We start from the raw sequence: 21,840 nt of genomic DNA, 5'->3' as shown, positions 1-21,840 counted from the left end.
CCCAGCCATCCCCTATTCGATGCCCAACTCGGCGAAATCGCGCAGCATGTAGGCCTCGGCCACGGCGCTGTTTTCCAACAGGGAGAGGGACTGGCTCTCATTGGGGCTATGCGCATTCGACTTGGGGTCCTCCGGCCCGGTGACCAAGACGTGGTACTGGGGGAAGATCCGGCACAGATCGGGGATGAAGGGGATGGATCCGCCCTGGCCCTGGTTGACCAAGTCCGTCCGGAAAGCGCTGGCCAAAGCCCGCTCGGCGATCTTGCTGACCGGGGAGTCGGCGTCCATGGCCCAGCCTTGTCCGGCGTCCACCTCTTTCCACTCCACCGCGCAACCGAAAGGCGCATGTTCCACCAGGAAATCCCCCAAAGCCCGCATGGCCTGGCGGGGATCCTGGCTGGGGGCGGTCCGCATGGACAGGCGGAAGCGGCAGCTGGGGGCGATCACATTGAAGGAGCCCTCCACCGGATGGGCATCGAAACCGATGACGGTGACGCTGGGCTTGACCCATACCCGGGAAGCCAGCGAGCCGGTCCCGGCCAGCCGCACCCCAGGCAGGACGGCCGCGTCGGCCCGCCACTGGGCCTCGTCCAGGTCCCGTTGAAGACCGCCGACCACTTCCTGCGATTCCACCCCGGGAACGACCAATTCCCCATCGGCGTCATACATGGACGAAATGAGCAAGGCGGCCATGGTGTTGGCGTCCAGGACGGGGCCTCCGGCCACCCCCGAATGCCGCGGGGCCTCCAGAACGCTCACCGTCACATCCATGGCCGCGTTCCCCCGCAAAGAGGTGGTGAGGCTGGGGATGCTGTCCGACCAGTTCCCCGAATCCGCGACAATCATCACATCCGCCTCGAAATCCTCCTTATGGGCTTGGACGAAGGGGATGAAGGTCGCCGACCCCATCTCCTCCTCGCCTTCGATGAAGACTTTCACGTTCACGCCCAGGTCATCGCCCAAGGCCTTCAAGGCCCCCAGGTGGATGGCGATGCCGGCCCCGTCGTCGGAGGCCCCGCGCCCGTAAAGCCGGCCATCCTCTTCGTTCACCGTTCCTTGGAAGGGGTCGGTCTTCCAGACCCCGTCATCGTTGGGGGCCGGTTGCACATCGTGATGGGCATAGAGCAAAACGGTCGGCTTCGCCGGATCCACCACCCGTGATCCGACGACTTCCCAGGCGGCGGGATTGCCGTCCTGACCCATGGATTGCTCCACCCTGGCGTCAATCCCCACGGCTCGCAGGTTCTCGGCCACGAACTCGGCGTCCGCCTTCATGGCCGGGGATCCCACCCCTTGGGCGGAAACGGCCTTCCGTGCGATTTTCGCCTTGAGGAAATCCACCAGATCCCCCATCTGGGCATGGACGTTCGCCCGAACCGCCTCTTGAGAAATCCTGCCCTGGGAAATCCCCTCTTGGGAAGCAACCATAAGAAACTCCTTTGAATTCGCGCCTAGGCCCGACGACCCCCCCCACGCAGCGGCGGGCGGAAGCCAGCAGCCACAGGCATTGCGCGTCGCCGTCTTCGTGTGCCATCATTGTAACATCGGTACTTCATCATGGCCTATGCGGCTTATATGGTCGGTATGGTCCCTATGGCAAATAGATGGCATATACACGGCCTGTATGGTCAACACGACTGTATGGACCCCGCCCAGTCGCCCGGTCGCCAGGGCCAGGGCCATGCCGCCATCCAGGCGCCGCAAAACATCAAGGAGGAACCCATGCGCTACATCACCGGAAACAAGAACATCGACCTGTTCGAGCAGTTGATCGAAGAGCCATCCCTGACCGTCACCCACCTGGTCTTCGCGGCCGGGCAGGAGGCACCCGAGCATTGGGTGGACTTCGACGTGGTCGTGGTCCCCACCAAAGGACGGGTCGAATTCATCGACACGCAGGACGGCAGCAGCCAGGTGGTCCAGCCCGGGATGCTGGTCAGGATGAGCCCAGGGGAGCATCATGCCATGCGCGCCTTGGAACCGTCCGAGTTCATGGTGGTGAAGATGCGTCTTGAGGGGCAAAAAGGCTGAGCTTTTTGGCAGATTTCCCCGTACAATGTAGGGTATGACACAGAAGTTTACCGGCCCCAGCAAAGAGATCCTCCGTAGCCAGATCGCGGAGCATATCGCAGAAATCGAAAAGGCCGAAAAGAACACAGCCCTGACTTCCCAGTACAAGCCTTTGCCCGACGATCGCTTCTTCGATCGCGAGATCAGCTGGCTCAAGTTCAACAAGCGCGTTTTGGAACTGGCTCAGGACCCTACCCTCCCCCTTTTGGAGAGGACCAATTTCGAGGCCATCTTCGCCAGCAACCTGGATGAGTTCTTCATGGTCCGCGTGGCCGGCCTGAAACGCCGCATTAACTCCGGCATCGCCGTGCCCAGCGCCTCCGGGATGAGCCCCCGCCGGCAGATGCGGGAAATCGCCGAAGAGGCACACCAGCTGCAGGATGAGCACGCCCGCTACTTCCGCGACGCCCTGATGCCCGCCTTGCGCAAGGAAAACATCCTCATCATGAAGTGGGAGGACCTCACCCTGGGCGAGCAGGAGCACCTGTCCAAGATCTACCGCCGCCTCATCTTCCCGGTCCTGACCCCTCTGGCCGTGGACCCCGCCCACCCCTTCCCTTACATCTCCGGAAAATCCTTGAACCTGGCCGTCTTGGTGGAAAACGCCAATTCCGGCCGGACCCATTTCGCCCGGGTCAAAATCCCCGATAACCTCCCCCGGCTCTATCCGGTCAACGAGGTCTCGGACAGCCTGGACGACCCCCAGGAATCCACCCGCAACGGTTTCATTCCCTTGGAAGACCTGGTCCTGGCCCACATCGACACCCTCTTCCCCGGCATGATCATCAAAGAAGCCCACGCCTTCCGCGTGACCCGCAACGAAGACATCGACGTGGAAGAGGACGACGCCGAAAACCTGCTGAACGCCATGGAGCGCGAGCTTTTGCGTCGCCGATTCGGACCTCCCATCCGTCTGGAGCTGGACGAGCAGATGTCCGAGCAGCTCTCCCGCCTGCTGATCACCCAGCTGGGCGTGTCCGAGGAAGAGGTCTACCGCCTCCCCTCTCCCCTCGATATGACCGCCCTCTTCGAGCTGCACGGGGTGGACCGGCCGGACCTCAAGTACCCCAATTTCGTGCCGACCACCAACCGGCAGATCGCCGAAGTGGAGTCCAGCCATGAGCAGGACATCTTCGCCGCCATCCGCGACCATGACATCCTCCTCCATCATCCTTACGATTCCTTCTCCACCTCCGTTCAGGCCTTCCTGGAACAAGCCGCGGCCGACCCCAAGGTCCTGGCCATCAAGCAGACCCTTTACCGCACCTCCGGGGACTCCCCCATCATCGACGCCTTGATCGACGCCGCCCATGCCGGCAAACAGGTCCTGGCCCTGGTGGAGATCAAGGCCCGCTTCGACGAGCAGGCCAACATCAAATGGGCCCGGAAGCTGGAACGCGCCGGCGTCCACGTGGTCTACGGAATCGTCGGTCTCAAGACCCACAGCAAGCTGCTTCTGGTGGTCCGTTCGGAAGACGACGGCCTACGCCGCTACTGCCACATCGGCACCGGCAATTACAACCCCAAGACCGCCCGCCAGTACACCGACCTGGGCCTGCTCACCTGCGACCCCGTGGTCGGCCAGGACATGACCCGCCTGTTCAACCAACTGTCCGGCTACGCCCCCAACTCTTCCTTCCACCGCCTCCTGGTGGCCCCCCGCACGGTCCGTTCGGGCCTGATCGAACGCATCCAACGCGAGGAGCAGGCCGCCCGCGACGGCAAAGAGGCCTGGATCAAGATCAAGGTCAATTCTTTGGTGGATGAACGCTGCATCGACGCCCTTTACCGGGCCAGCCAGGCAGGGGTGAAGATCGAGATCGTGGAACGCGGCATCTGCGCCCTCAAGCCCGGCGTCCCCGGATTGAGCGAGAACATCAAGGTCCGCTCCATCCTGGGGCGCTTCCTGGAGCATTCCCGCATTTTCGCCTTCGCCAACTCGCAAGGCCCGCAAATCGGGGAAGGCCCCGTCAGCGGCCCGGAAGTCTGGATCGGTTCCGCCGACCTGATGCACCGCAACCTGGACCGGCGCGTGGAAGCCTTGGTCCGCATCACCGATCCGACGGAAATCCAGCAGTTGATCGACTACGTGGACCTGCAGATGGCGGATTCCACCAGTTCCTGGCACATGCAGGCCGACGGCGGGTACATCCGTCATTCGGTCGACGCCGAGGGAAAGCCCCTGATCGATTGCCAGAGCCTGCTCATCGCTCAGCATTCCCGCCGCCCGCGCAAGTAGACGCATGACGCATCCTTCCATGGATCATTTCTCTGATTTCAGTCAGATTCTCCGGACCGGCTATCACCAGTATGCCTACATGGGGAAGAAGGCCCCCGTGGTTTTGGCCGGTGGGGCCGTCGTCTGGAGGCTGGACCAAGGCCGGGTGGAAGTCTGCCTGGTCCACCGACCCCGCTACGACGACTGGAGCTGGCCTAAGGGCAAGCTGGAAGCCCATGAATCCATCGTCCACTGCGCCGTTCGGGAAGTCCAAGAGGAAATCGGCCTGCCCATCGCCTTGGGCGCCTTCCTGGGCCATACCTCCTACCCCCTCCTCAACGAGGGGAAGAAGGAGTCCAAACGCCGATCCACGGACAAGCAGACGAAGCACTGCTTCTATTGGTCGGCCCGACTTCTGGACCCTGATTCGGCGAGCGCCCGGAAAGCGGCCATCGGACCGATCCGCCAGCCCGACCCGGAAGAGATCAACCAAGTCTTGTGGCTCCCCCTTGACCACGCCCGGCACTTGCTGACCCAGAAGGCGGACAAGGCCATCGCCGACGTCTTCGCCCAGCAAATCTCCGCCGGCCTGCTCTTTTCGACCACCGTTCTTTTGACCCGCCATGCCAAGGCGGAGGACAGGAAAAACTGGATAGGCCAAGAGGCTGACCGGCCTTTGACCCCTGTGGGCGCCAGCCAGGCCCACGCCTTGCAGAAAGAGCTGGCCGCCTACGCCCCGGCCCGGCTTTACTCGTCCCCCTGGCTGCGTTGCCAACAGACCATGGAGCCTTATTCCCTTTCCACCGGTCTGTCTGTGACTCCTTTGCCTTCCCAGACCGAAGACGCCTGCGCGGCCGACCCCCGGAGGACCTGGGACGGGCTCCAGGCCCTTCTGCGCGATCTTTCAGCCCAGCATGAATCGGCGGCGATCTGCATGCATCGGCCGGTGATAGGGGCTATGCTGGATCATCTGAGCGACCTCTGCCAGGATTCGGCCACGGCCCGCGAGATTCCGAGGAAAAACCCTTACCTGTCCCCTGGGCAGGCTTTGGTCCTGGCCCTTGCCCCCGCTCGTCTGACCGCCTTTGAGCCCCAGGCCTCCCCTGAAGGAAGCCTCATCAGCAGCGACGATAGAGACGGCAGCGGCGACGGCGACAACAGCATCACCATCATTGACATTTACGAGGTGACCCCTTTTGTCTATTAACGATTCTGGAATGACCTCCACCCCCGGCTCCCCCTCGGTACGAGCCGCCGGGTCGGCCTTCGCCTCTTACCGGTCAGGCTCGGCTCGTTTCACCCGTCCCCGCCAGCTGGACCCCGCCCTGCTGGCCCAACTCGATGGAGGCCTGGACCCGCAGGAAGTCAGCCAGGTGGCCCATGCCACCGCCGCCGCCCTCTTGGACCACGTCCGCCACACCCAGGATCCCCAAGTCGTCTCCCGGGTCCTTCATCTGGTTGAAGAGGAAGGCTTGGACCTGATCGCCGAGTTGTGGAGCCAGGCTGATTCCGACTCTTTGGCGGGAATACTGTGGCGACTGTACACCATGCGCTTGTGGATGCGAAGGAACGGGCAGACCATCTCGCGTTTGTGGCGGCTGGAAGAGCCGCGGGAGACGGCCGCCTCGGCCATCGCGGGGATTGACGCGGACCCCACTCCTGACGACATCGCCTCCACGGCCGATTCCATTCTGGCCGGGGCCTTCACCGGCGATTTCGCCGTCGCCTTGGAACGGTCCGGGGCCTTTTGCGAAGTCATCAGCTCCGCCTTGGCCCGCCTCTCCCAGAGGGAAGGGGCAGGAAGGCAAGGGCAGGCTCTGGCAAGGACGGCCCGGAACCTGGCCGCCACTTCGCGCGCCTTCGCCCAGGGGGCGAAAGCCTGGCGGGAAGGCGGACTTTACTGAAGCGCGACACGTTCGCCTTCCTCTATCTTTCCATCCGAAGATGGCGTATGATGGTTTACGCGCTGAACTGTGCTTAAGCCCCGGGCTTCATTTTTTGCCGCTGCGAGCGGCCTGCGCGCCGACAGGCGCTTTCGCAGTTCAGCGTTTCCCCCTGTCTTTTTCCATATTTTCCAAATTTATTGGATTGTCCATATTGATTTTTCCAAATCGATAATCGGAAAGCACGAAAGCCCAAGGCCCTCGAAAGCTCGAGCTTCCCAAAAGCCCACAAATCCCGAAGGCTCAGACCTCAAGCTGCTTCAGGCTGCTCCCGAAAATGGCCTCGATCGCGGCCGGGTCCCGATGGTCGAAGAACTGGCTTTGCTTGCGGTCCAAACCGGCCATCAGGGCCATCTCCTCATCGGTCAGGTGGAAGTCGAAAACGTCGAAATTCTCCTCCATACGGGCGCGGTGCACGCTCTTGGGAATGACCACGATCCCCCTCTGCAGCAGCCACCGCAGAATCACCTGACCGTTGCTCTTCCTATAGCGGGAGCCGATGGAAGCGATGGTCGGGGCGGTGAAAATCCCATCCTTCCCCTCAGCGAAAGGAGCCCAGGCCTCGGCGGCTATCCCCTCCCCTTGCAGGAAGGCGACTTCCTCCTCCTGCTGGAACCAGGGGGAGATCTCGATCTGATTGACCGCGGGCTTGACCTTGGCCATCAATTCCAGGTTCTTGACTTGGTCTGCGTAGAAGTTGGAGACCCCGATGGAGCGGATCTTCCCGGCCTCCTGGGCCTCTTCCAGGGCCTTCCAAGCTCCGGCGACATCCCCGTAAGGCTGGTGGAGCAGGTAGAGGTCCATGTAATCCAAGCCCAGCTTCGCCAGAGACTGATCGATGCCTTCCTTGGCCTTGTCGTAGGTGAATTGCGACACCCACAGCTTGGAGGTAACGAAGACCTCCTCCCGGTCCAGCCCGCTGGCGGCGATGGCCTTGCCCACCACCTCCTCGTTGCCGTAAGCCGTGGCGGTGTCGATGAGGCGGTAGCCCACCTGCAAGGCGTTGGCCACCGCTTCCTCGGCCACAGCCAGGTCCGGCACTTGGAAAACGCCGAATCCGAGCTGGGGCATTTCGTTGCCGTCGTTGAGTTTGATCGTCTGCATGGTCGCTCCTTTGTCAGATATCATCTTCGCTTTATTCCCAGCTTACCTGAAGTCCCTGCGAGGCTCCTGCAAGACTCCTGCAAAAGCCCCCTATTCAGCCCAAGACCAAGCTCAGATCAGGAACTTCTCGGTCCTCAGGTAGAACCTTTTGACCAGACTGGTCACGGCGATGTAGCAGACCAGGAGCAGGGCCACCAAAAGCAGGTAGCCGGCGGGCAAGAGGGTGAATTTGAGCAGACGGGCGACCGCCGGTATGTACAAGAGGCAGGTGCCGAAGGCGGCGGCCCCGATGGTGGCCGCCAGGACCGGGGTCGTGGCCCTTTGCTGGATGAAGGGGATCCCCCTGTCCCTCAAGGCGTGGATGACCATCTCCTGCGTCCACAGGGACTCGATGAACCAGCCGGTATGGAAGGCGACCATGAACCCCATCTGGCCGGCGGGGCTCAGACCGGTGAAGGACCCGCCCATGATGGCCGGGCAAACGCAGAAGTACAAGAGGGCGAAGGTGATGACGTCGAACAAGGAGGAGGCCGGCCCGAAGCAGAACATGAACTTGGGCAGCTTCTTGGTGGTCCAGGCGCGGGGGGTCTTCACATAGCTGTCCGGCATGGAATCCAGGGGGATGGAGAGGCAGGAAGTGCCGTAAAGCAGGTCCAACACCAGCAGTTGCAGGGGCAGCATGGGCAGGAAGGGGAGGAAGCAGGAGGCCACCAGAATGGACAGGATATTGCCGAAATTGGAGCTGAGGGTGATCTTGATGTACTTCATGGTGTTGCCGAAAACCTTGCGGCCGATGCGGACGGCGTTCTCCAGGATGCGCAGGTCCTTATGCAGGAGGATGATGTCGGCCGATTCCTTGGCGATGTCGACAGCCGTATCCACCGATACGGACACGTCCGCCGCCTTCATCGCCGGAGCGTCGTTGATCCCGTCCCCCATATAGCCCACGATGTGTCCTTTGGCCTTGAGGGCCGTGATGATCCGGGTCTTGAGTTCCGGGGAGAGTTTGACGAAGATGTCGCATTCCTCCACCATGCCGGCCAGTTCGTCCTCGCTGGCTTCTTCCAGCTGGGAGCCGGTGTAGACCTTGGCGGCCGGCAACCCCACCCGCTTGCAGACCGCTTTCGTGACCGCCGCGTTGTCCCCGGTGAGGATCTTGACCTTGATCCCGTCGCTTTCCAAATCCTGCAAGGCTTCGCGGGTGCTCTCCTTGGGCGGGTCCAGGAAGGCCAGGTAGCCGACGAGGATCAGGTCGTCCTCGTCCGCCGCGGTGGCGCTCCCGGCCGGCTCGTTATCGCTTTTGTAGCCGATGAGGATGACCCTCAGCCCGTCTTCGTTCATCTCTTCGATATCGGCCAGGACTTTCTTCCGCCGCTCATCGGTCAAGGCTTCCACCCGCCCGTCGATCTCGGCCCGGTCGCAGGCGGCCAGCATCTCCTCCGCCGCCCCTTTGGTCACCAGGACATGCTCCCCGTCGCTCTTTTGGACCACCACGCTCATCCGGCGGCGGGTGAAATCGAAGGGGACCTCGTCGATCTTGACGTAATCCTTCTGGATGCGGCTCACATCAAGCTCCTCCTGGGCCGCCTGCACGATGGCCTTATCCATCAGGTCCTGCATGCCGGTCTGGTAGAAGCTGTTCAGGTAAGCGAGTTCGAAGATCCCCGGGTTTTCATGGAGGTCCAGGTTGTAATGGCGTTCCAGGACCACCTTGTCCTGGGTCAGGGTCCCGGTCTTGTCGGTGCAGAGGACGTCGGCGCTGCCGAAGTTCTGGATGGAATTCATCTTTTTGACGATGGTCCCGTGTTTCGACATCTCGACCGACCCTTTGACCAGATTGCTGGTCACGATGACCGGAAGCATCTCCGGGGTCAGGCCGACGGCCGTGGCGATGGCGAAGATCAAGGCGTCCAGCCAATTGCCTTTGGTCAGCCCGTTGATGAGGAAGACCACGGGAGCCAGGATCAGGGTCATGGTGATCAGGAGCCGGGAGATGTCCTTCATCCCCTTGTCGAAAGCGGTCTGCTTCACCCCTTCCTGGGAGATCTCCCGGGCCAGGCGGCCGAAGACGGTGGAGTCGCCGGTGGCGAAGACCACCCCGGTCCCGCTTCCGGATACGACGGTGGTCCCCTCGTAAAGCACGTTGGGATAGCTCAGATAATCGTCCAAGTCCTGCGGTTTGGATGTCGCGTCCTTTTCCACCGGGGTGGATTCCCCGTTCAGGGAGCTGGATGAGCAGAAGAGGTCCCTGGTGGTCAGAAGCCGCAGGTCTGCCGGGACCATGTCGCCGGCGCTGAGCACGACCACGTCCCCGACGACCACCTCGCTGGTTGCTATCTCCTCCTCGCGGCCGTCCCGCATGACGGTGGCGTTGACGGAGACCAGGGACAGGAGCTTGTCCACCGCGTTGCTGGTCCGGACGTTCTGCACGAAGCTGGTCAAGCCGGAGATGAGGACCATGACCACCATGATGATGACCGTGCTCAGATCCTTTTGCGGGGCGGGGACGAAGATGTAGTTGGCGAAAAGGGAGAGGGTCGCCAAGAAGAGGAGGACGATGGTGAAGGGGGTGAGGAAGGCTTCGGCCAGGAACCTCAGGCGGGAGTCCTTACGGTGGCCTTCGATGCGGTTGGGACCGTATGCGGCCCGGGCCTGGTCCACCTGATCCGTCTTCAGGCCGCCGTGGTCGCTGCCGAGCCGGGCCAGGGTGGCGGCCGCTTCTTCCTGGGCGATCTGCTTGACCAGCCGGGTGTTGGTCGCCCCTTGTTTGGTCACATGCGAATTGATCTTTACCATTTGCGCCTTCTTTTCCACCCACCTTAAGCTCAGCCCGGGGAGCTGTCAAAGGAGCGGAGGAAGGCGTTTCCCGTGTATTGCCCGCTGAATCCCCAATCCTTGCCAGCGGATTTTCCTGTGGAATCCCGGCAGGCAGCCCTCACTCCTCTTCTTCGCGCTCCTCGCGGTAGGAGGTGATGCGGAGCTGGACCCGCCCGTAAGTCCCGGCCGGCAGCATCCGCCCCCTGGCCCGGGCCATGCGCAGCCGACGTCGGCGGGCGGCCAGTTCCCTCTTCATCATTTCCGCCAGGGAATCGTCGCTGAAGACTTCGGTCACATTGCCATCGGCTTCGGCGGAAAAGACCCGCAGCTCTTTCATCTTCTTGAGCCGGCGCACTTGCCGCCTGAGCTGCCGGTTCTCCTCCATGAGCTGCAGGATGCGGGAGACCCCGGCCAGGTTGATGGATTCCTCATTGACCAGGTGCTGGGCGGTGACCAGCCGGCTGATGTCGCGCAGGCTGTACCGGCGGGCACCGCCGGGCGTGCGTCGGGGAACGATGAGGTCAAGCCGATCGTACTGGCGCAGGGTCTGGGGGTGTACGTTCACCAGGTCCGCGGTCTGCCCGACGGTGAAAACAGGCAGGTTGGCGTCGAAACCATGGTCTTCGGCGTCCACCAGGTCGAAAGAACCGGAGATGAGCCCCATGGCGTACGCGGCATAGGCTTCCTTATCCCCGGCCGTCAATCGATGAGTCATAGTCTTGCTCCTTATGCCTTGAGTCTTATACCTTATGAGGCCTTATGCCCGTTCGTGTCCATTCGTGCTCGTTTGTTTTCAACCACACCTGGTCGCCCCAGTTCGCGCCTGGTCATCGTGATTTTATCCGCTCTTCGACGATCTCTTGATCGAAGCCTTCGAAAGCCTTGCCGGCGGCGGCCATAGCGGTTCTCTGCCCCTTGTTGGGCCGATCGGGAACGCGGATCTTGGTCACGGCGATCAAATCCCCGGCCCCCTTCCTACTATGGACCCCCCTGCCCGGAATCCTGATTTCCGTACCCGAGTCGGAACCGGCGGGCAGGGAAAAGTCGACCTCTTCCCCATCCATGTCCTTGACCTGGATCCGGCCCCCTTCCACCGATTCCAGGAAGGTGACCGGGACCAGCATGCGGATGTCGTCGCCATCCAAGCTGAAGACCGGATCCGGTTTGATGGTCACGTGAATGTACAGGTCCCCGTTCTGGCCCCCGTTGCGGCCCGGTTTGCCTTTGCCGCTGACCCGGATTTTCTGGCCTGAGCGTACTCCGGCCGGGATGTGGGCCTTGAACTTGTTGCCCAAGGAGCCGAGGGAGACCGTCGCCCCCCGGGCGGCCTGCCGGACGCTGAGGCTGATGTTGGCGCTTTTGTTCCCGCCCTTTTCCGGTTGGTTGTATTCCTCTTGGGCGGCGAAGGGATTGCCGTTCCCTCTGCGTCCGGCGGACCCCCTTCCGGAACGGCCGAAACCGGCTGGACCGGCCCCAGCCGTCCCCATGGAGCCTCCCATCCCGTTCGTGCCCCCCATCATGCCCAGGATGTCATCGATGTTGATCCCATTGGGACCGGAACCGCTGGTGCTGAAGCGAATGTTCTGACCGCCCCCGCCTCCGGGACCGGCGAACATGGACCCAAAGAGGTCGGAAAAATCAGCGTTCCCGTAAGAACCGCCCGCCCCGGAGCCGCCGGTGAACCGGGCCCCACCCATGCCGAACTGGCGGATGGCGTCGTATTTCTGCCTCTGGTCTTTGTTGTTGAGTACGTCGTAAGCCTCGGAGATCTCTTTGAATTTCTCTTCGGCTTCCTTGGTCTTGTTCAAATCAGGATGGTATTTACGAGCAAGCTTACGGTAGGCCTTGGTGATCTCCTCGGCGCTCGCGTCCTTCGAAACGCCCAAAGTGGCGTAGAAATCCTTGTTCAGCCATTCGTTCTCTGCCATGTCGTCTCCTTTCCATCCTTAAAACTCTTCTGAAGCGATAAAACGACCGCCGCCGGCAGAAGAATTCATCCGGCGGCGGCCAGGCCCATCAAGGCTACTCTTGGGCAGGAACGGCCACGACCACCCGGGCTGCGCGGATCACTCGGTCGCCTATGCGGTAGCCGGCTTCCACCAGGGTGTCGATGACCTCATGGTCCACGGAGGCGTCCGGCTTTCGCAAAACGGCGTCATACTTGGTCGGATCGAAATCCTCCCCGGCGGCCCCGTATTTCTCCACGCCGAATTTCTCGAAGGTCTTGTCGATCTTGGTGGCGACCGCGGCGAAGGAGTCATCCAACTGGCCGTGGGTGCGGATCCGGTCGATGTCATCCAAGGCGGGGAGCAAGGCGGTCAGGACGTCGATGATGCCGTGCTGACGAAAGCGGTCCTGCTCTTTCTGAGACCGGTTGCGGAAGTTGACGAAATCGGCCCTTTCCCTCTGGAGGGCTTCCAGATAGTCGGCCGCCTCTTTCTTGGCCTGGCCAAGGGGGGTCAGACTTCCATCCCGGTTCAGTTCCTGGTCGACGGCGGCTTCGGCCTCAGCCGAGGAATCCGTTTCGGCAGGGGCCTGCTGGTCCTGGCTCTCGCCCTCAGGCTGGGCCGCGGAAGCATCAGCGGAGCCCTCGCTTGAGGCAGGGCCCTCGCTCGTGGCGGGGACAGAAGCCCGATCGGAATCGGAGCCTTGGGCGGAATCCGAGGCCGGCTGTGGGCCGGTATTCCCGGCCATCTTGTCGACCTCGTCCATGCCAGCCAGGTAATCTTCCTTGCTGAAATCAGACATCAGTTCTTGTCCTTATCGTCATCATCCACGACTTCGGCGTCCACCACGTCATCATCGCTGGCGGAGGCGGATCCATTAGAGGTGGAAGAAGCCCCGGTGCCGGCAGCGGACGCGTCCGCGCCCGCGGCGGCCTGCTGGCTGTAAAGCTGCTGGCCGATCTTCTGGGCGGAAGTCATGAGCTCGCTTTGGGCGGACTTGATCTTCTCCATGTCGTCACCCTTGAGGGCTTCCTTGAGGGCGTTGACCTTGTCGGTCACTTCCTTGGCCACGTCGTCGCTCAGCTTGTCCTTGTTGTCGTTGACCAGCTTCTCGGTCTGATAGGCGAAGGATTCGGCCTGGTTGCGGGTCTCGGCGTCCTCGCGGCGCTTCTTGTCCTCAGCCTCATGGGATTCGGCTTCCTTGACCATGCGGTCGATCTCATCCTTGGGCAGGCCGGAGCCTCCGGTGATGGTCATGGACTGTTCCTTGCCGGTCCCCTTATCCTTGGCGGAAACGTGCACGATGCCGTTGGCGTCGATGTCGAAGGTCACCTCGATCTGAGGAAGACCGCGAGGAGCGGGGGCGATGCCGGTCAGCTCGAAGGTGCCCAGAGGCTTGTTGTCACGGGCGAATTCGCGTTCGCCCTGATAGACTTGGATGAGCACGGAAGGCTGGTTGTCTTCGGCGGTGGAGAAGACTTCGGACCGCTTGGTCGGGATGGCCGTGTTGCGGTCGATGAGCTTGGTCATGATGCCGCCCTTGGTCTCGATGCCGAGGCTCAAAGGAGTGACGTCAATCAGGAGGACGTCGGAGCGGTCTCCCTTGATGACGCCGGACTGGACGGCGGCGCCGACGGCCACCACTTCATCCGGGTTGACGGTCTTGTTGGCTTCCTTACCGCCGGTCAGTTCCTTGACCAGGTCTTGCACGGCGGGCATACGGGTGGAGCCGCCGACCAGGACGATGTGGTCGATCTGAGAGACGGAGATGCCGGAATCACGCAGAACGGCGTTGAAAGGATCGCGGCAGCGGTTCAGCAGGTCGGAAGTCATGGACTCGAAATGGGCCCGGGTCAAAGTCTCATCCAGGTGGACGGGGGTCCCGTCAGGGGTCATGGCCAGGTACTGCATGGAGATGCTGGTGGTCTGGGAGGAGCTCAGCTCCTTCTTGGCCTGCTCGGCGGCTTCCTTCAGACGCTGGAGGGCGATCTTGTCCTTGGACAGGTCCACCCCATACTTGTTCTTGACTTCGCCGACCAGCCAATCGATGATCTTCTGGTCCCAGTCGTCGCCGCCCAAGTGGTTGTCGCCATTGGTGGCCTGGACCTGGATGGTGGAGAAGCCATCGTCATCCTTGCCGATTTCCAGCAGGGAGACATCGAAGGTGCCGCCACCCAAATCGAAGACCAGGATGCGCTCGTCCTCCTTGCCCTTTTCCAGACCGTAGGCCAAAGCCGCGGCGGTAGGCTCGTTGATGATGCGCAGGACGTTCAATCCGGCGATGGTACCGGCGTCCTTGGTGGCCTGACGCTGGGCGTCATTGAAGTAAGCGGGGCAGGTGATGACGGCGTCGGTGACCGGCTCGCCCAGATAGGCTTCGGCATCGCGCTTGAGCTTCATCAGGACCTGAGCGGAGATCTCCTGCGGGGTCCACTTCTTGCCGTCGATCTCCACGGTCCAGTCGGTGCCCATGTGGCGCTTGACGGAAGAGATGGTGCGATCGACGTTGGTCACAGCCTGGCGCTTGGCCACTTCGCCGACCAGAATCTCACCGGACTTACTGAAAGCCACCACGGATGGCGTGGTGCGAGCGCCTTCGGCGTTCACGATGACGGTGGGCTGGCCACCTTCCAAAGTAGCGATGCAGGAGTTGGTGGTTCCCAAATCGATGCCTACTGCACGTCCCATTATTTCCTCCCCTGAGTGGGTTTGTTTTTTCGTTGCTCTTATCGAATGCTATCGAATACTCAAAAGTTGAGCCACAAAGGCTCAGCTCTGAACTTGAGTCTACCTTACTCAACTTTGCTTCGTCAAGTTCTATTCCAGCATGTCTCGAAAAAATCCGCGAAACTCCATCGGAAAGGCTTATGAAATCCCACCGATCCACGCGTAAGAAGGACCTCACAGGTGAAATCCATCCTCAAGGGCGGAATCCATGGGGAGGGCGAAAGATCAGAAATTCCAGCGCTCGATGACCCGGTTCGCGTGATGCCAGGAAAGAAGGGCGAAATGAGCCGTGTCCAGTTCGAAAATGCGGGCATCGGCTGGCTGCAGCCCCACCCAGCGGGTCGTCAGGAGACGCAGGATATGGGCATGGGCCACGCAGAGGACGTTCTGGCCCGCCTCCAGATAAGGCAAGGCCCTCTCGATCACTTCGCCTGTGCGATCGGCGGCCATTTCGGCCGACTCCCCCACCCCGTTGACCACCGTCACCGGGCCATAACCAGGGATCTCTTCCTCCCGTTCGCCCTGCAAAGAAGCAGGCAGGGTCAAAGGCCCCTGGGACCAGACATCCCAGTCGTCCTGACCCAAAGCTGCAGCCACTTGCCCGCGCGTACGGCCTTCGGCCGGGCCATAGTCGAACTCGGCCAAATCGGACTCCACCTGGCAGTCGCCGAAGCCGGCCAGCTGCGCTGTGACATGGGCCCGCCGCAAGGGGGAAGTGAAGACGTGGGAGATGGGGAAAGAATCATCGGGGAAAAGAAGGGCCAATCGCCGCCCGGCCTCCTGGGCCTGCCGCCGCCCCTCCTCGGTCAGGGGGATGTCCGTCCGGCCCGTGTATTGACCGGACTGGCTCCATAAAGTCTGCCCGTGCCGCAAAAGAAGAAGCTTGCCTGGCTTGTTTTCCCGCTGGGTGTCATTCGTCATCGTCAACCTCGCATCATCGTGTCGGTCTTTGCAGGGCGACGGCCCATCGCCTGCTTCGTCTTTTGGCCTCATCCGGCCTTCGCCCGGTATACGTCCCGCTTCTTCGCCAGACGGCCCCCGGCTCTTTTCCCCATCTTAATACAGCTCCTGCCTAGAGCCTCACCAGAACCTGACCGAAACTACCAGAGTCGATCCCGGAGGCCCATCAACGACCGCCTCCCTCCGAATTTGGGGCCTTGCCCGCCCACTTCTCAAGCAAGCGTGCGATAATGTCATTATGACTAAGAAGACCGCACCCGATACGAACGAACAAAACGAGTCTAAGGAAGCCAAGCCCGAGGAAGCCAAAGGCGGCTCCCCAGCTTCGGGCCTGCAGGAGAACCTCGCCAAAGTGGACAAGATGGTCACCGAGCAGAAGAAGAAGCTGGAAGACGATCCCGACGACTTCGTCGACAAACTCATCAAGATGGCCCTGCCCGCCGTGACTGGCTTCGTGGTCAGCAAGCTCATCTCCCTTGGTTGGGACGCGATTTTCCATCAAGGCCGTTTCAGCAAAAACGACCAGATTGAGGGCGTCGATGAGGACGAAGTGATTTCCGGCGACGAAGCCAGCCAGGGCATCCTCATGGGCATGCTTTTCGCGGCCGTGAGCGGGGCCTTGGGCTCCCTCGCGTCGACCGTCTCCACCAAGGAGTCGCAGCGTCTGGTCAACAAGCGCCAAGATAAGCGTCAGGACAAACATCAGCCTAAGCACCAGCCCAAGGGGAAGACCGTGGCTATGAAGTCTTCCCAGGCCGGCAAAGCTTCCAAGATGGGCAAGACGTCCAAGACGAGCAGGACCTTCACAGAGAGCAAGGTCTCCCCTGCCGTCTCGCACTAGTCTCTGCCGCTTTTGCTCGCCTGTCGGTTTCCTGTCCTTTCCTGCCGTAGATCGTCATCTCCTGCCGACCGCTACCGTTTGCGGGGCTTGAACCCTCTTTTGCGGCTGCGTGGCTTCCCTCCCCAAGTGGAGCCGTGAGTCGGGGCCTTGAATCGCAGGGTCCGCGGGATGGGGGCCCTGCTGGTCAGATGCCAGTTCCCGCAGTCGTCGCATCGATAAGCCCACAGGCGCACGCCTCTTTCCTGATAGGATTTCCGCGCCGCCTGGAGGCACTGTTCCTGGGTCCGATACATGATTTTCCCCGACCGGCCACAGCGTTGAGGTTCGAAATGATACATCACCGCCCTGCCTGCCGCTGGTTGCCCAGCCAGATGTTAAGGGACCGATAGACGGTCTGCGCGTAGAGGTCGGCCCCCTCCTTGCCGGCGGCATGGATGCCGTCGCTGGCCAGCCAGGAAGGGTGGGCGGAGGCGGCCGCGTTCCAATCGACCAGGCAGGCGTCATGGGCGTGCTGATTGACGAAGTTCTGGACGTTCTGGTTCGAGGCTTGGGTCCAGGACCGGTCCATATGTGCGTTGACCACCAGGAAGATATGCCCCGGTCCGGCGGCCGCGTACAGCTGGTTCCACTGGTCCATCGTCCCCGAGCCGTTGGTGCTGAGTCCGATGAGGATGTACTTGCGCAAACGCCCTTGGGACCGCAGCCGAGCCACGATGTCGATGCCTTGGACCAGGAAACGGGACACCTGGGCGTCGATGGAGATGCCTGGGAAGCGCTCCTGCAGGGAGCTGGCCGAACCCAACATGACCGAATCCCCGATGGCGGTGATTTGGTCGCCGGAAGGCATGGCGGAAGGAGGCAAGGGAAGGGGAGTCGGCTGATCGGTCGGCGTGGATGGTTTGGACGGCTTGGCTCCTTTTGGCTGCCTGGTCGACTTCGGCTGCGCGGGCTTGGCCTCTTTCGCACCCGTACCGGCCTGCTTTGTCCCCGAGGAGGAAGAGCTTGAAGAAGACGAGCTTGAGGAGGAAGATCCCGAAGCATCGGCCCCCTTCTTCCCTGACGGACGGCCGGCCACGCCATTCTGGGATTCCTTCAGAAGGGCCGCCTGAGCCTGCAATTGGGCTTCGATCGACGTCACCTGAGGGGCCCGGGCCAAAACCAGGCCAGCCCCCGTCCAGAGGGCGAGGACCACCAAGCCGGCTATCAAGGCGGTCAACCTCCGGCCGGAACCCTTCGCTTCCGGACCGGACAGGCGGGAACGCACCCAATCGTTGACCGGGTCTTCGACGAATCTTCCCGAAAGGAAGGTCATGATGACGGTCAGAAGGAAGGCGATGGCGGCCAAGACCCAGTCATAACGTCCCCTCAGGCCCGGCAAAGCCAGGCGGGCCAGGATGTAGAGGGGCCAATGCCACAAGTAAAGGCCGAAAGAGTAGCGGCCCATGTATCGCAAAGGGGCCCAGGAGAACAGGGCCCGCATCCACGAACGGTCCCCCATGGATCCCCAGATCATGAGGATGGTCAAAAGCGAAACCAGGAGCAGCCCTCCCCAGAAGGCCACATCCGCCCGGCGAACGCCGAAGCACAGGAAAACGAAGACAAGCAGGCTAAGGAAAGACAGAAGAGGAAGCAGGATGCGACCTACCCGGCTGTCGGCTATCTTGCCGGCGGAAGACCGTCCGATCTGGATTTTCTTGATGAGGGACTCCACCACGGTCTCATTATTCCCCCGGGTGCTTTCCAGGAAAGCCTGCTCCGCCTGCGCCCGCATCCGCCAGCTGCGGAACCAGAGAAGGAGGAAGGCGAAGGAAACGCCCAGGAGGAGACCGAAACTATGGGTGAGGAAGCCGAAGTAGACGCGGGTGGCCTCTTGTGGATCGCCCCGGTAGAGCAAGGCCATGAATCCGGCCCCGGCCACGGACAGGAGGAGGGAGAGGCCGAAGCCGACCGCCCCCGCCGACTTCATCTGCTGGGCGAAGGCGGAGTAGGCCTCCAGGGTGCGGCTAACCTGGGTGACGCGGGACGCCTTCCTTTCCCCGGATTGCCGGAATTGCCGGAATTGCCGGTTCTGGCGGTTCTGCCTTGCCTGGCGGTTTCCCTTATTCTTCCGGTTTTTCTTATCTATCCGATTCGTCCGGTTCTTTCGACTTGTCCGGCCCGGATGACCCGCCTGGCTTGTTTGATCTATCCGACCTGACCGAGCCGCAAGGACTTCCTCCCGATCCTCAAGCCCGCCATCGTCCAAGCGAGGGGACGGCCTCAAAGACTTCCCCCAAGCGAAGACCAGGGCCATGTAAGCGGGGATGACCAGATAGAACTGGGCGCTCAAGGCCACGAACCACATGGGCTCCAGCAGCTGCGGAACGGTCTGCGCGAAGTAGCTGCCGCCATGGAATATCTCATAATAGTTATAGGAGAAGGTCAAGGTGGCGGCGATCCGCTGGCCGATCCCTACCAAAGCGTCTTTGTTGATGAACCAGGCGGCGATGGTGACCGTGGGAATCATCAGGAGCATGGCGGGCCACAAGCGGACCAAGCGTTTTAGATAAAAGAAGAGGACGCCTTTCCATCCGCCTTCAGCCTTGCGGCTATCGCCCAGATCGAGGTTCAGGTCGCTGGAATACCGCACGGTCAGGTCCCTCAGGATCGAGCTGGCGATGAGGAATCCGGTCAGAGTGAAGAAAATCTCCACCCCCATGAAACCTCCGGGGAAGATCGGTCGGAAATAGTGGTAGAGGATGATGGCGATGATTCCGACGCCTTTGATGCCATCCAGGGCCAGGTTACGTTTCTTGTGCTTGCTCATTTGCTCTCATATCCGTTCGGCTTCAGTGACCTGTCACCTCCAGCCATGATTGTCGTTCTTCCGGCTTCTTTCTTTTGGCATGACCGGTTTCCGTTTCGAATAAACTACAGTCTGAGGACCATCCCCAAAGCGTAGCCGGCCCAAGCGCACAAGGCGGGACCGATCATGGACACAGCCAGATAGGCGGCCCCGGTTCCCTTCTTCCCCTTTTGCAGGAGCTCCCTTGACTCGTTGATCGCGGTCGAAAAGGTGGAGAACCCGCCCAGGAAGCCGCTGGTGGCGACCGTCTTGAAGACGACCAGGCCAACGCTGGGAGATGATGACGCCCGGCCCGTCCCCGACCCTGCCAACAGCCCCATGATCAGGCCCAAAAGCAGGGAGGCGAGGAGATTGATGATTGTCGTGGATAGCGGGAAAGAGCGGGACCAGACCCTTTTGATGGCCGTGTCCAGGATGAAGCGACAGGCCGCGCCCGAACCTCCGCACAGGCAGACGAATAAAAACAAAAGACCGTGGTTCATACGCGCTCCCCCGAGGTTTTCCCGATTCGGGCGCCGAGGTACGCGCCGATGTAGGAGCAGACCAGACCGCAGGCGAAAGTGGCGATCAGATAGGCGAGGGCGAGGGCGACGGCCGGCTTGGCCGCACCCGATGCAGCAAGCGCTTTGGCACTGGCGGAATCAGCAGAACCAATGGCTCCGCCTGCCCCAGCAGTCCCGAGGAAGCCCTGGACCGATTCCCAGGCCAAAGTGGACATGGTGGACAGGCCACCGCAGAAGCCCATCCCGAAAGTCCTGTTGATAATCTCCCTTTGATGGGGATCCCGCCATCTGGTCTTGGCCCGAGTCCCCGCCAAGAAGGAAGTCAGGGCGGCGTAGATGAACGAGGCCAGAAGATTGGCCAGTAAAGTAGCGAAGTCATGGGCGGAGAGGCCGGGTATCAAAGACAGGCCGTAGCGCAAGGCAGTGCCCAGACAGCCGCCCAAAAAGACGGCTGCGTAGAGGGACCAGTCCGTCAAAGGATTGAGCCCTGCCCGCGCTCCTGTACCAGTCATGCCTTGCCTCCTGCCACGCAATTATCTTATCCTAGACAGGGGCGTGACTTTGTAAACGTCCTGTGAAAAGCTTGTCTCGACACCCGCCAGGCAGCATATAGACTCTTGAACCATTCCCGTTGAATTCATTCTTGTGATTGTCATGTGGCCTTATTTTTGTGATTTATTCTCGTAATTTGCTCCTGAGCCCTATTCCTCTTAAGTTATTCCTGTTGAATTTATTCACCGCTCTCAAGAAAGGGACAGCGGTCGTCGTTATAATGTTGACATGAAAAGTTTCTTTGTACGATGGCTGGCGATGACACTCGCCTGCGGCATCATGTGCTGGCTCCTCCCCGGAGCGCACGTCATTGGCTCCAACAAATTCCTGGCTTATGGGGCGTTCGCCCTCTTCATGGCCTTGATCAACGCCTCCATCAAGCCGATCATCCAGTTCCTGGCCATCCCGGTCACCTTCCTCACCCTGGGCATCGCCTCCATCCTCATCAACGTGGCCATGGTTGCCCTGGCTTCGGCCATGGCGACCGGCGTTTTCGGTGTCGGCGTGGTCTTCGCGAGTTTCTGGTGGGCCTTGCTCGGTGCCGTGATCCTGGCCATCCTTTCCGATATCTTGAGTTCCCTTCTGGGATCTTTGAGCTGAATGATCGAATTCCGGCCTTTTACAGTTCTGAGTTTCGGGCGGATACCTGTCGCTCGCCCCTGAATAAGCAAAGCCCCTGATCGACGAAAGATGCCAGTCAGGGGCCTGATTTATTTGATTGATGAATTCTCCAATTGATGATTGTTCCGAAGTGCGATTGCTCCAGGAATTGGATTGCTGCAATAGATTTGGCGACTGAAACGAGTTGTATAACTGGAACCAGCTTGATCGCTGATTGATTCTTGATTGTTAATTGATTACTTACTGATTGCCGATTGATTGCTGGCGTCAGTTCAATTACCGACAGTAAGTCTGATCGCTGAATCGTCTGCAATCCCTATACCCACACGTCTGCTTACGTAAAGCTCGGTTGTGTGTGTGGTTGTTTTTGTGGTTGTCGGTGTTGTTGGTTGTCGTCTTACGCTGTTGCGAGGGGGGCGGGTGTATATATAAGGGGAGGCCCCTTCCGGGTTGTTCGTCGGGAGGGGCTTCCGCGTTGTGGTGTGGCGGCGTGCTACTTTCCCGCACCCTGTCGGGTGGAGTATCATTGCCGTGCCAGGTCTTAGCTTCCAGGTTCGGAATGGTGCTGGGCGTTTCCCCTGGGCCATGGCCGCCACAAGTCTTTCTGTTATGCGTCCCCACCGGGTGGTGGGGGGTTGTGTGGTTGTCGGGGGACCGGATGGTGGACGCCGCGTGTGATCGCGTGTGAATCCG

At 61.1% G+C, this 21,840-nt stretch carries 18 protein-coding genes and 1 rRNA gene; 6 read left to right on the top strand and 13 right to left on the bottom strand.

Going from position 1 to position 21,840, the window contains the following annotated elements:
• Positions 1-12: 12 nt before the first annotated feature.
• Positions 13-1,428, bottom strand: coding sequence for a M20/M25/M40 family metallo-hydrolase (locus tag PSDT_RS00550; protein WP_006289452.1), 1,416 nt, complete (start codon positions 1,426-1,428; stop codon positions 13-15).
• Positions 1,429-1,593: 165 nt separating this feature from the next.
• On the opposite strand from PSDT_RS00550, the gene PSDT_RS00545 reads away from it, so the two are divergent.
• Genes PSDT_RS00545 through PSDT_RS00530 form a run of 4 tightly spaced genes read left to right on the top strand, consistent with a single transcriptional unit; the run spans position 1,594 to position 6,192 of the window.
• Complete coding sequence (locus PSDT_RS00545) at positions 1,594-2,031, top strand: cupin domain-containing protein (RefSeq protein ID WP_197540482.1); 438 nt, start codon at positions 1,594-1,596, stop codon at positions 2,029-2,031.
• A gap of 34 nt (positions 2,032-2,065) precedes the next feature.
• Positions 2,066-4,309 (top strand): RNA degradosome polyphosphate kinase, encoded by a 2,244-nt coding sequence (locus PSDT_RS00540; protein WP_006289450.1) that lies wholly within the window; start codon positions 2,066-2,068, stop codon positions 4,307-4,309.
• A gap of 19 nt (positions 4,310-4,328) precedes the next feature.
• Complete coding sequence (locus tag PSDT_RS00535) at positions 4,329-5,495, top strand: NUDIX hydrolase (RefSeq protein WP_006290795.1); 1,167 nt, start codon at positions 4,329-4,331, stop codon at positions 5,493-5,495.
• Positions 5,496-5,505: 10 nt separating this feature from the next.
• Positions 5,506-6,192, top strand: coding sequence for a hypothetical protein (locus tag PSDT_RS00530; RefSeq protein ID WP_006289448.1), 687 nt, complete (start codon positions 5,506-5,508; stop codon positions 6,190-6,192).
• 282 nt (positions 6,193-6,474) lie between these two features.
• Here the strand turns inward: PSDT_RS00530 and PSDT_RS00525 are convergent, their stop codons facing one another.
• The 7 genes from PSDT_RS00525 to PSDT_RS00495 all read right to left on the bottom strand — a co-directional run bounded on the left by PSDT_RS00525 (position 6,475) and on the right by PSDT_RS00495 (position 15,746).
• Entirely contained in the window at positions 6,475-7,335 is an 861-nt protein-coding gene (locus PSDT_RS00525) for an aldo/keto reductase (RefSeq protein WP_171820996.1), read from the bottom strand.
• Positions 7,336-7,446: 111 nt separating this feature from the next.
• The gene (gene mgtA, locus PSDT_RS00520; RefSeq protein ID WP_036737490.1) at positions 7,447-10,131 is read right to left on the bottom strand and encodes a magnesium-translocating P-type ATPase; all 2,685 of its coding nucleotides are present in this window, start codon (positions 10,129-10,131) and stop codon (positions 7,447-7,449) included.
• A gap of 139 nt (positions 10,132-10,270) precedes the next feature.
• Positions 10,271-10,867, bottom strand: coding sequence for a heat shock protein transcriptional repressor HspR (locus PSDT_RS00515; protein WP_006289445.1), 597 nt, complete (start codon positions 10,865-10,867; stop codon positions 10,271-10,273).
• Positions 10,868-10,979: 112 nt separating this feature from the next.
• Positions 10,980-12,080, bottom strand: coding sequence for a DnaJ C-terminal domain-containing protein (locus tag PSDT_RS00510; protein ID WP_006289444.1), 1,101 nt, complete (start codon positions 12,078-12,080; stop codon positions 10,980-10,982).
• A 94-nt stretch (positions 12,081-12,174) separates the two neighbouring features.
• The gene (grpE, locus tag PSDT_RS00505) at positions 12,175-12,900 is read right to left on the bottom strand and encodes a nucleotide exchange factor GrpE (protein WP_006289443.1); all 726 of its coding nucleotides are present in this window, start codon (positions 12,898-12,900) and stop codon (positions 12,175-12,177) included.
• On the bottom strand, positions 12,900-14,786 hold the full coding sequence (gene dnaK / locus PSDT_RS00500; protein ID WP_006289442.1) for a molecular chaperone DnaK: 1,887 nt from the start codon (positions 14,784-14,786) through the stop codon (positions 12,900-12,902). The genes grpE and dnaK overlap by 1 nt, the downstream gene beginning before the upstream one ends.
• Before the next feature lie 264 nt (positions 14,787-15,050).
• Complete coding sequence (locus PSDT_RS00495; RefSeq protein WP_006291416.1) at positions 15,051-15,746, bottom strand: histidine phosphatase family protein; 696 nt, start codon at positions 15,744-15,746, stop codon at positions 15,051-15,053.
• 277 nt (positions 15,747-16,023) lie between these two features.
• On the opposite strand from PSDT_RS00495, the gene PSDT_RS00490 reads away from it, so the two are divergent.
• On the top strand, positions 16,024-16,626 hold the full coding sequence (locus tag PSDT_RS00490; RefSeq protein ID WP_006289440.1) for a DUF4235 domain-containing protein: 603 nt from the start codon (positions 16,024-16,026) through the stop codon (positions 16,624-16,626).
• Between the two features lie 71 nt (positions 16,627-16,697).
• On the opposite strand, the gene PSDT_RS00485 is transcribed toward PSDT_RS00490, so the two are convergent.
• The 4 genes from PSDT_RS00485 to PSDT_RS00470 form a co-directional block, all read right to left on the bottom strand.
• Positions 16,698-16,964, bottom strand: a complete 267-nt coding sequence (locus PSDT_RS00485) for a hypothetical protein (RefSeq protein ID WP_006291418.1) — start codon at positions 16,962-16,964, stop codon at positions 16,698-16,700.
• Positions 16,964-19,432, bottom strand: coding sequence for an acyltransferase family protein (locus tag PSDT_RS00480; RefSeq protein ID WP_006289439.1), 2,469 nt, complete (start codon positions 19,430-19,432; stop codon positions 16,964-16,966). The genes PSDT_RS00485 and PSDT_RS00480 overlap by 1 nt, the downstream gene beginning before the upstream one ends.
• Before the next feature lie 104 nt (positions 19,433-19,536).
• On the bottom strand, positions 19,537-19,953 hold the full coding sequence (locus tag PSDT_RS00475) for a fluoride efflux transporter FluC (RefSeq protein WP_006289438.1): 417 nt from the start codon (positions 19,951-19,953) through the stop codon (positions 19,537-19,539).
• A complete protein-coding gene (locus tag PSDT_RS00470; RefSeq protein WP_006289437.1) occupies positions 19,950-20,486 on the bottom strand; it encodes a fluoride efflux transporter FluC in 537 nt (178 codons plus the stop codon). The genes PSDT_RS00475 and PSDT_RS00470 overlap by 4 nt, the downstream gene beginning before the upstream one ends.
• A 268-nt stretch (positions 20,487-20,754) precedes the next feature.
• Between PSDT_RS00470 and PSDT_RS00465 the strand changes: the two genes are divergently transcribed.
• A complete protein-coding gene (locus PSDT_RS00465) occupies positions 20,755-21,126 on the top strand; it encodes a phage holin family protein (RefSeq protein ID WP_006289436.1) in 372 nt (123 codons plus the stop codon).
• Between the two features lie 501 nt (positions 21,127-21,627).
• Here the strand turns inward: PSDT_RS00465 and rrf are convergent.
• Positions 21,628-21,744, bottom strand: a 5S ribosomal RNA gene (rrf, locus tag PSDT_RS00460).
• Positions 21,745-21,840: the final 96 nt, after the last annotated feature.

The organism is Parascardovia denticolens DSM 10105 = JCM 12538, from assembly GCF_001042675.1.
Classification (GTDB): domain Bacteria; phylum Actinomycetota; class Actinomycetes; order Actinomycetales; family Bifidobacteriaceae; genus Scardovia; species Scardovia denticolens.
The sequence above is the reverse complement of the archived record's forward strand: the minus strand, read 5'-3'. Positions and strand labels throughout refer to the sequence as shown.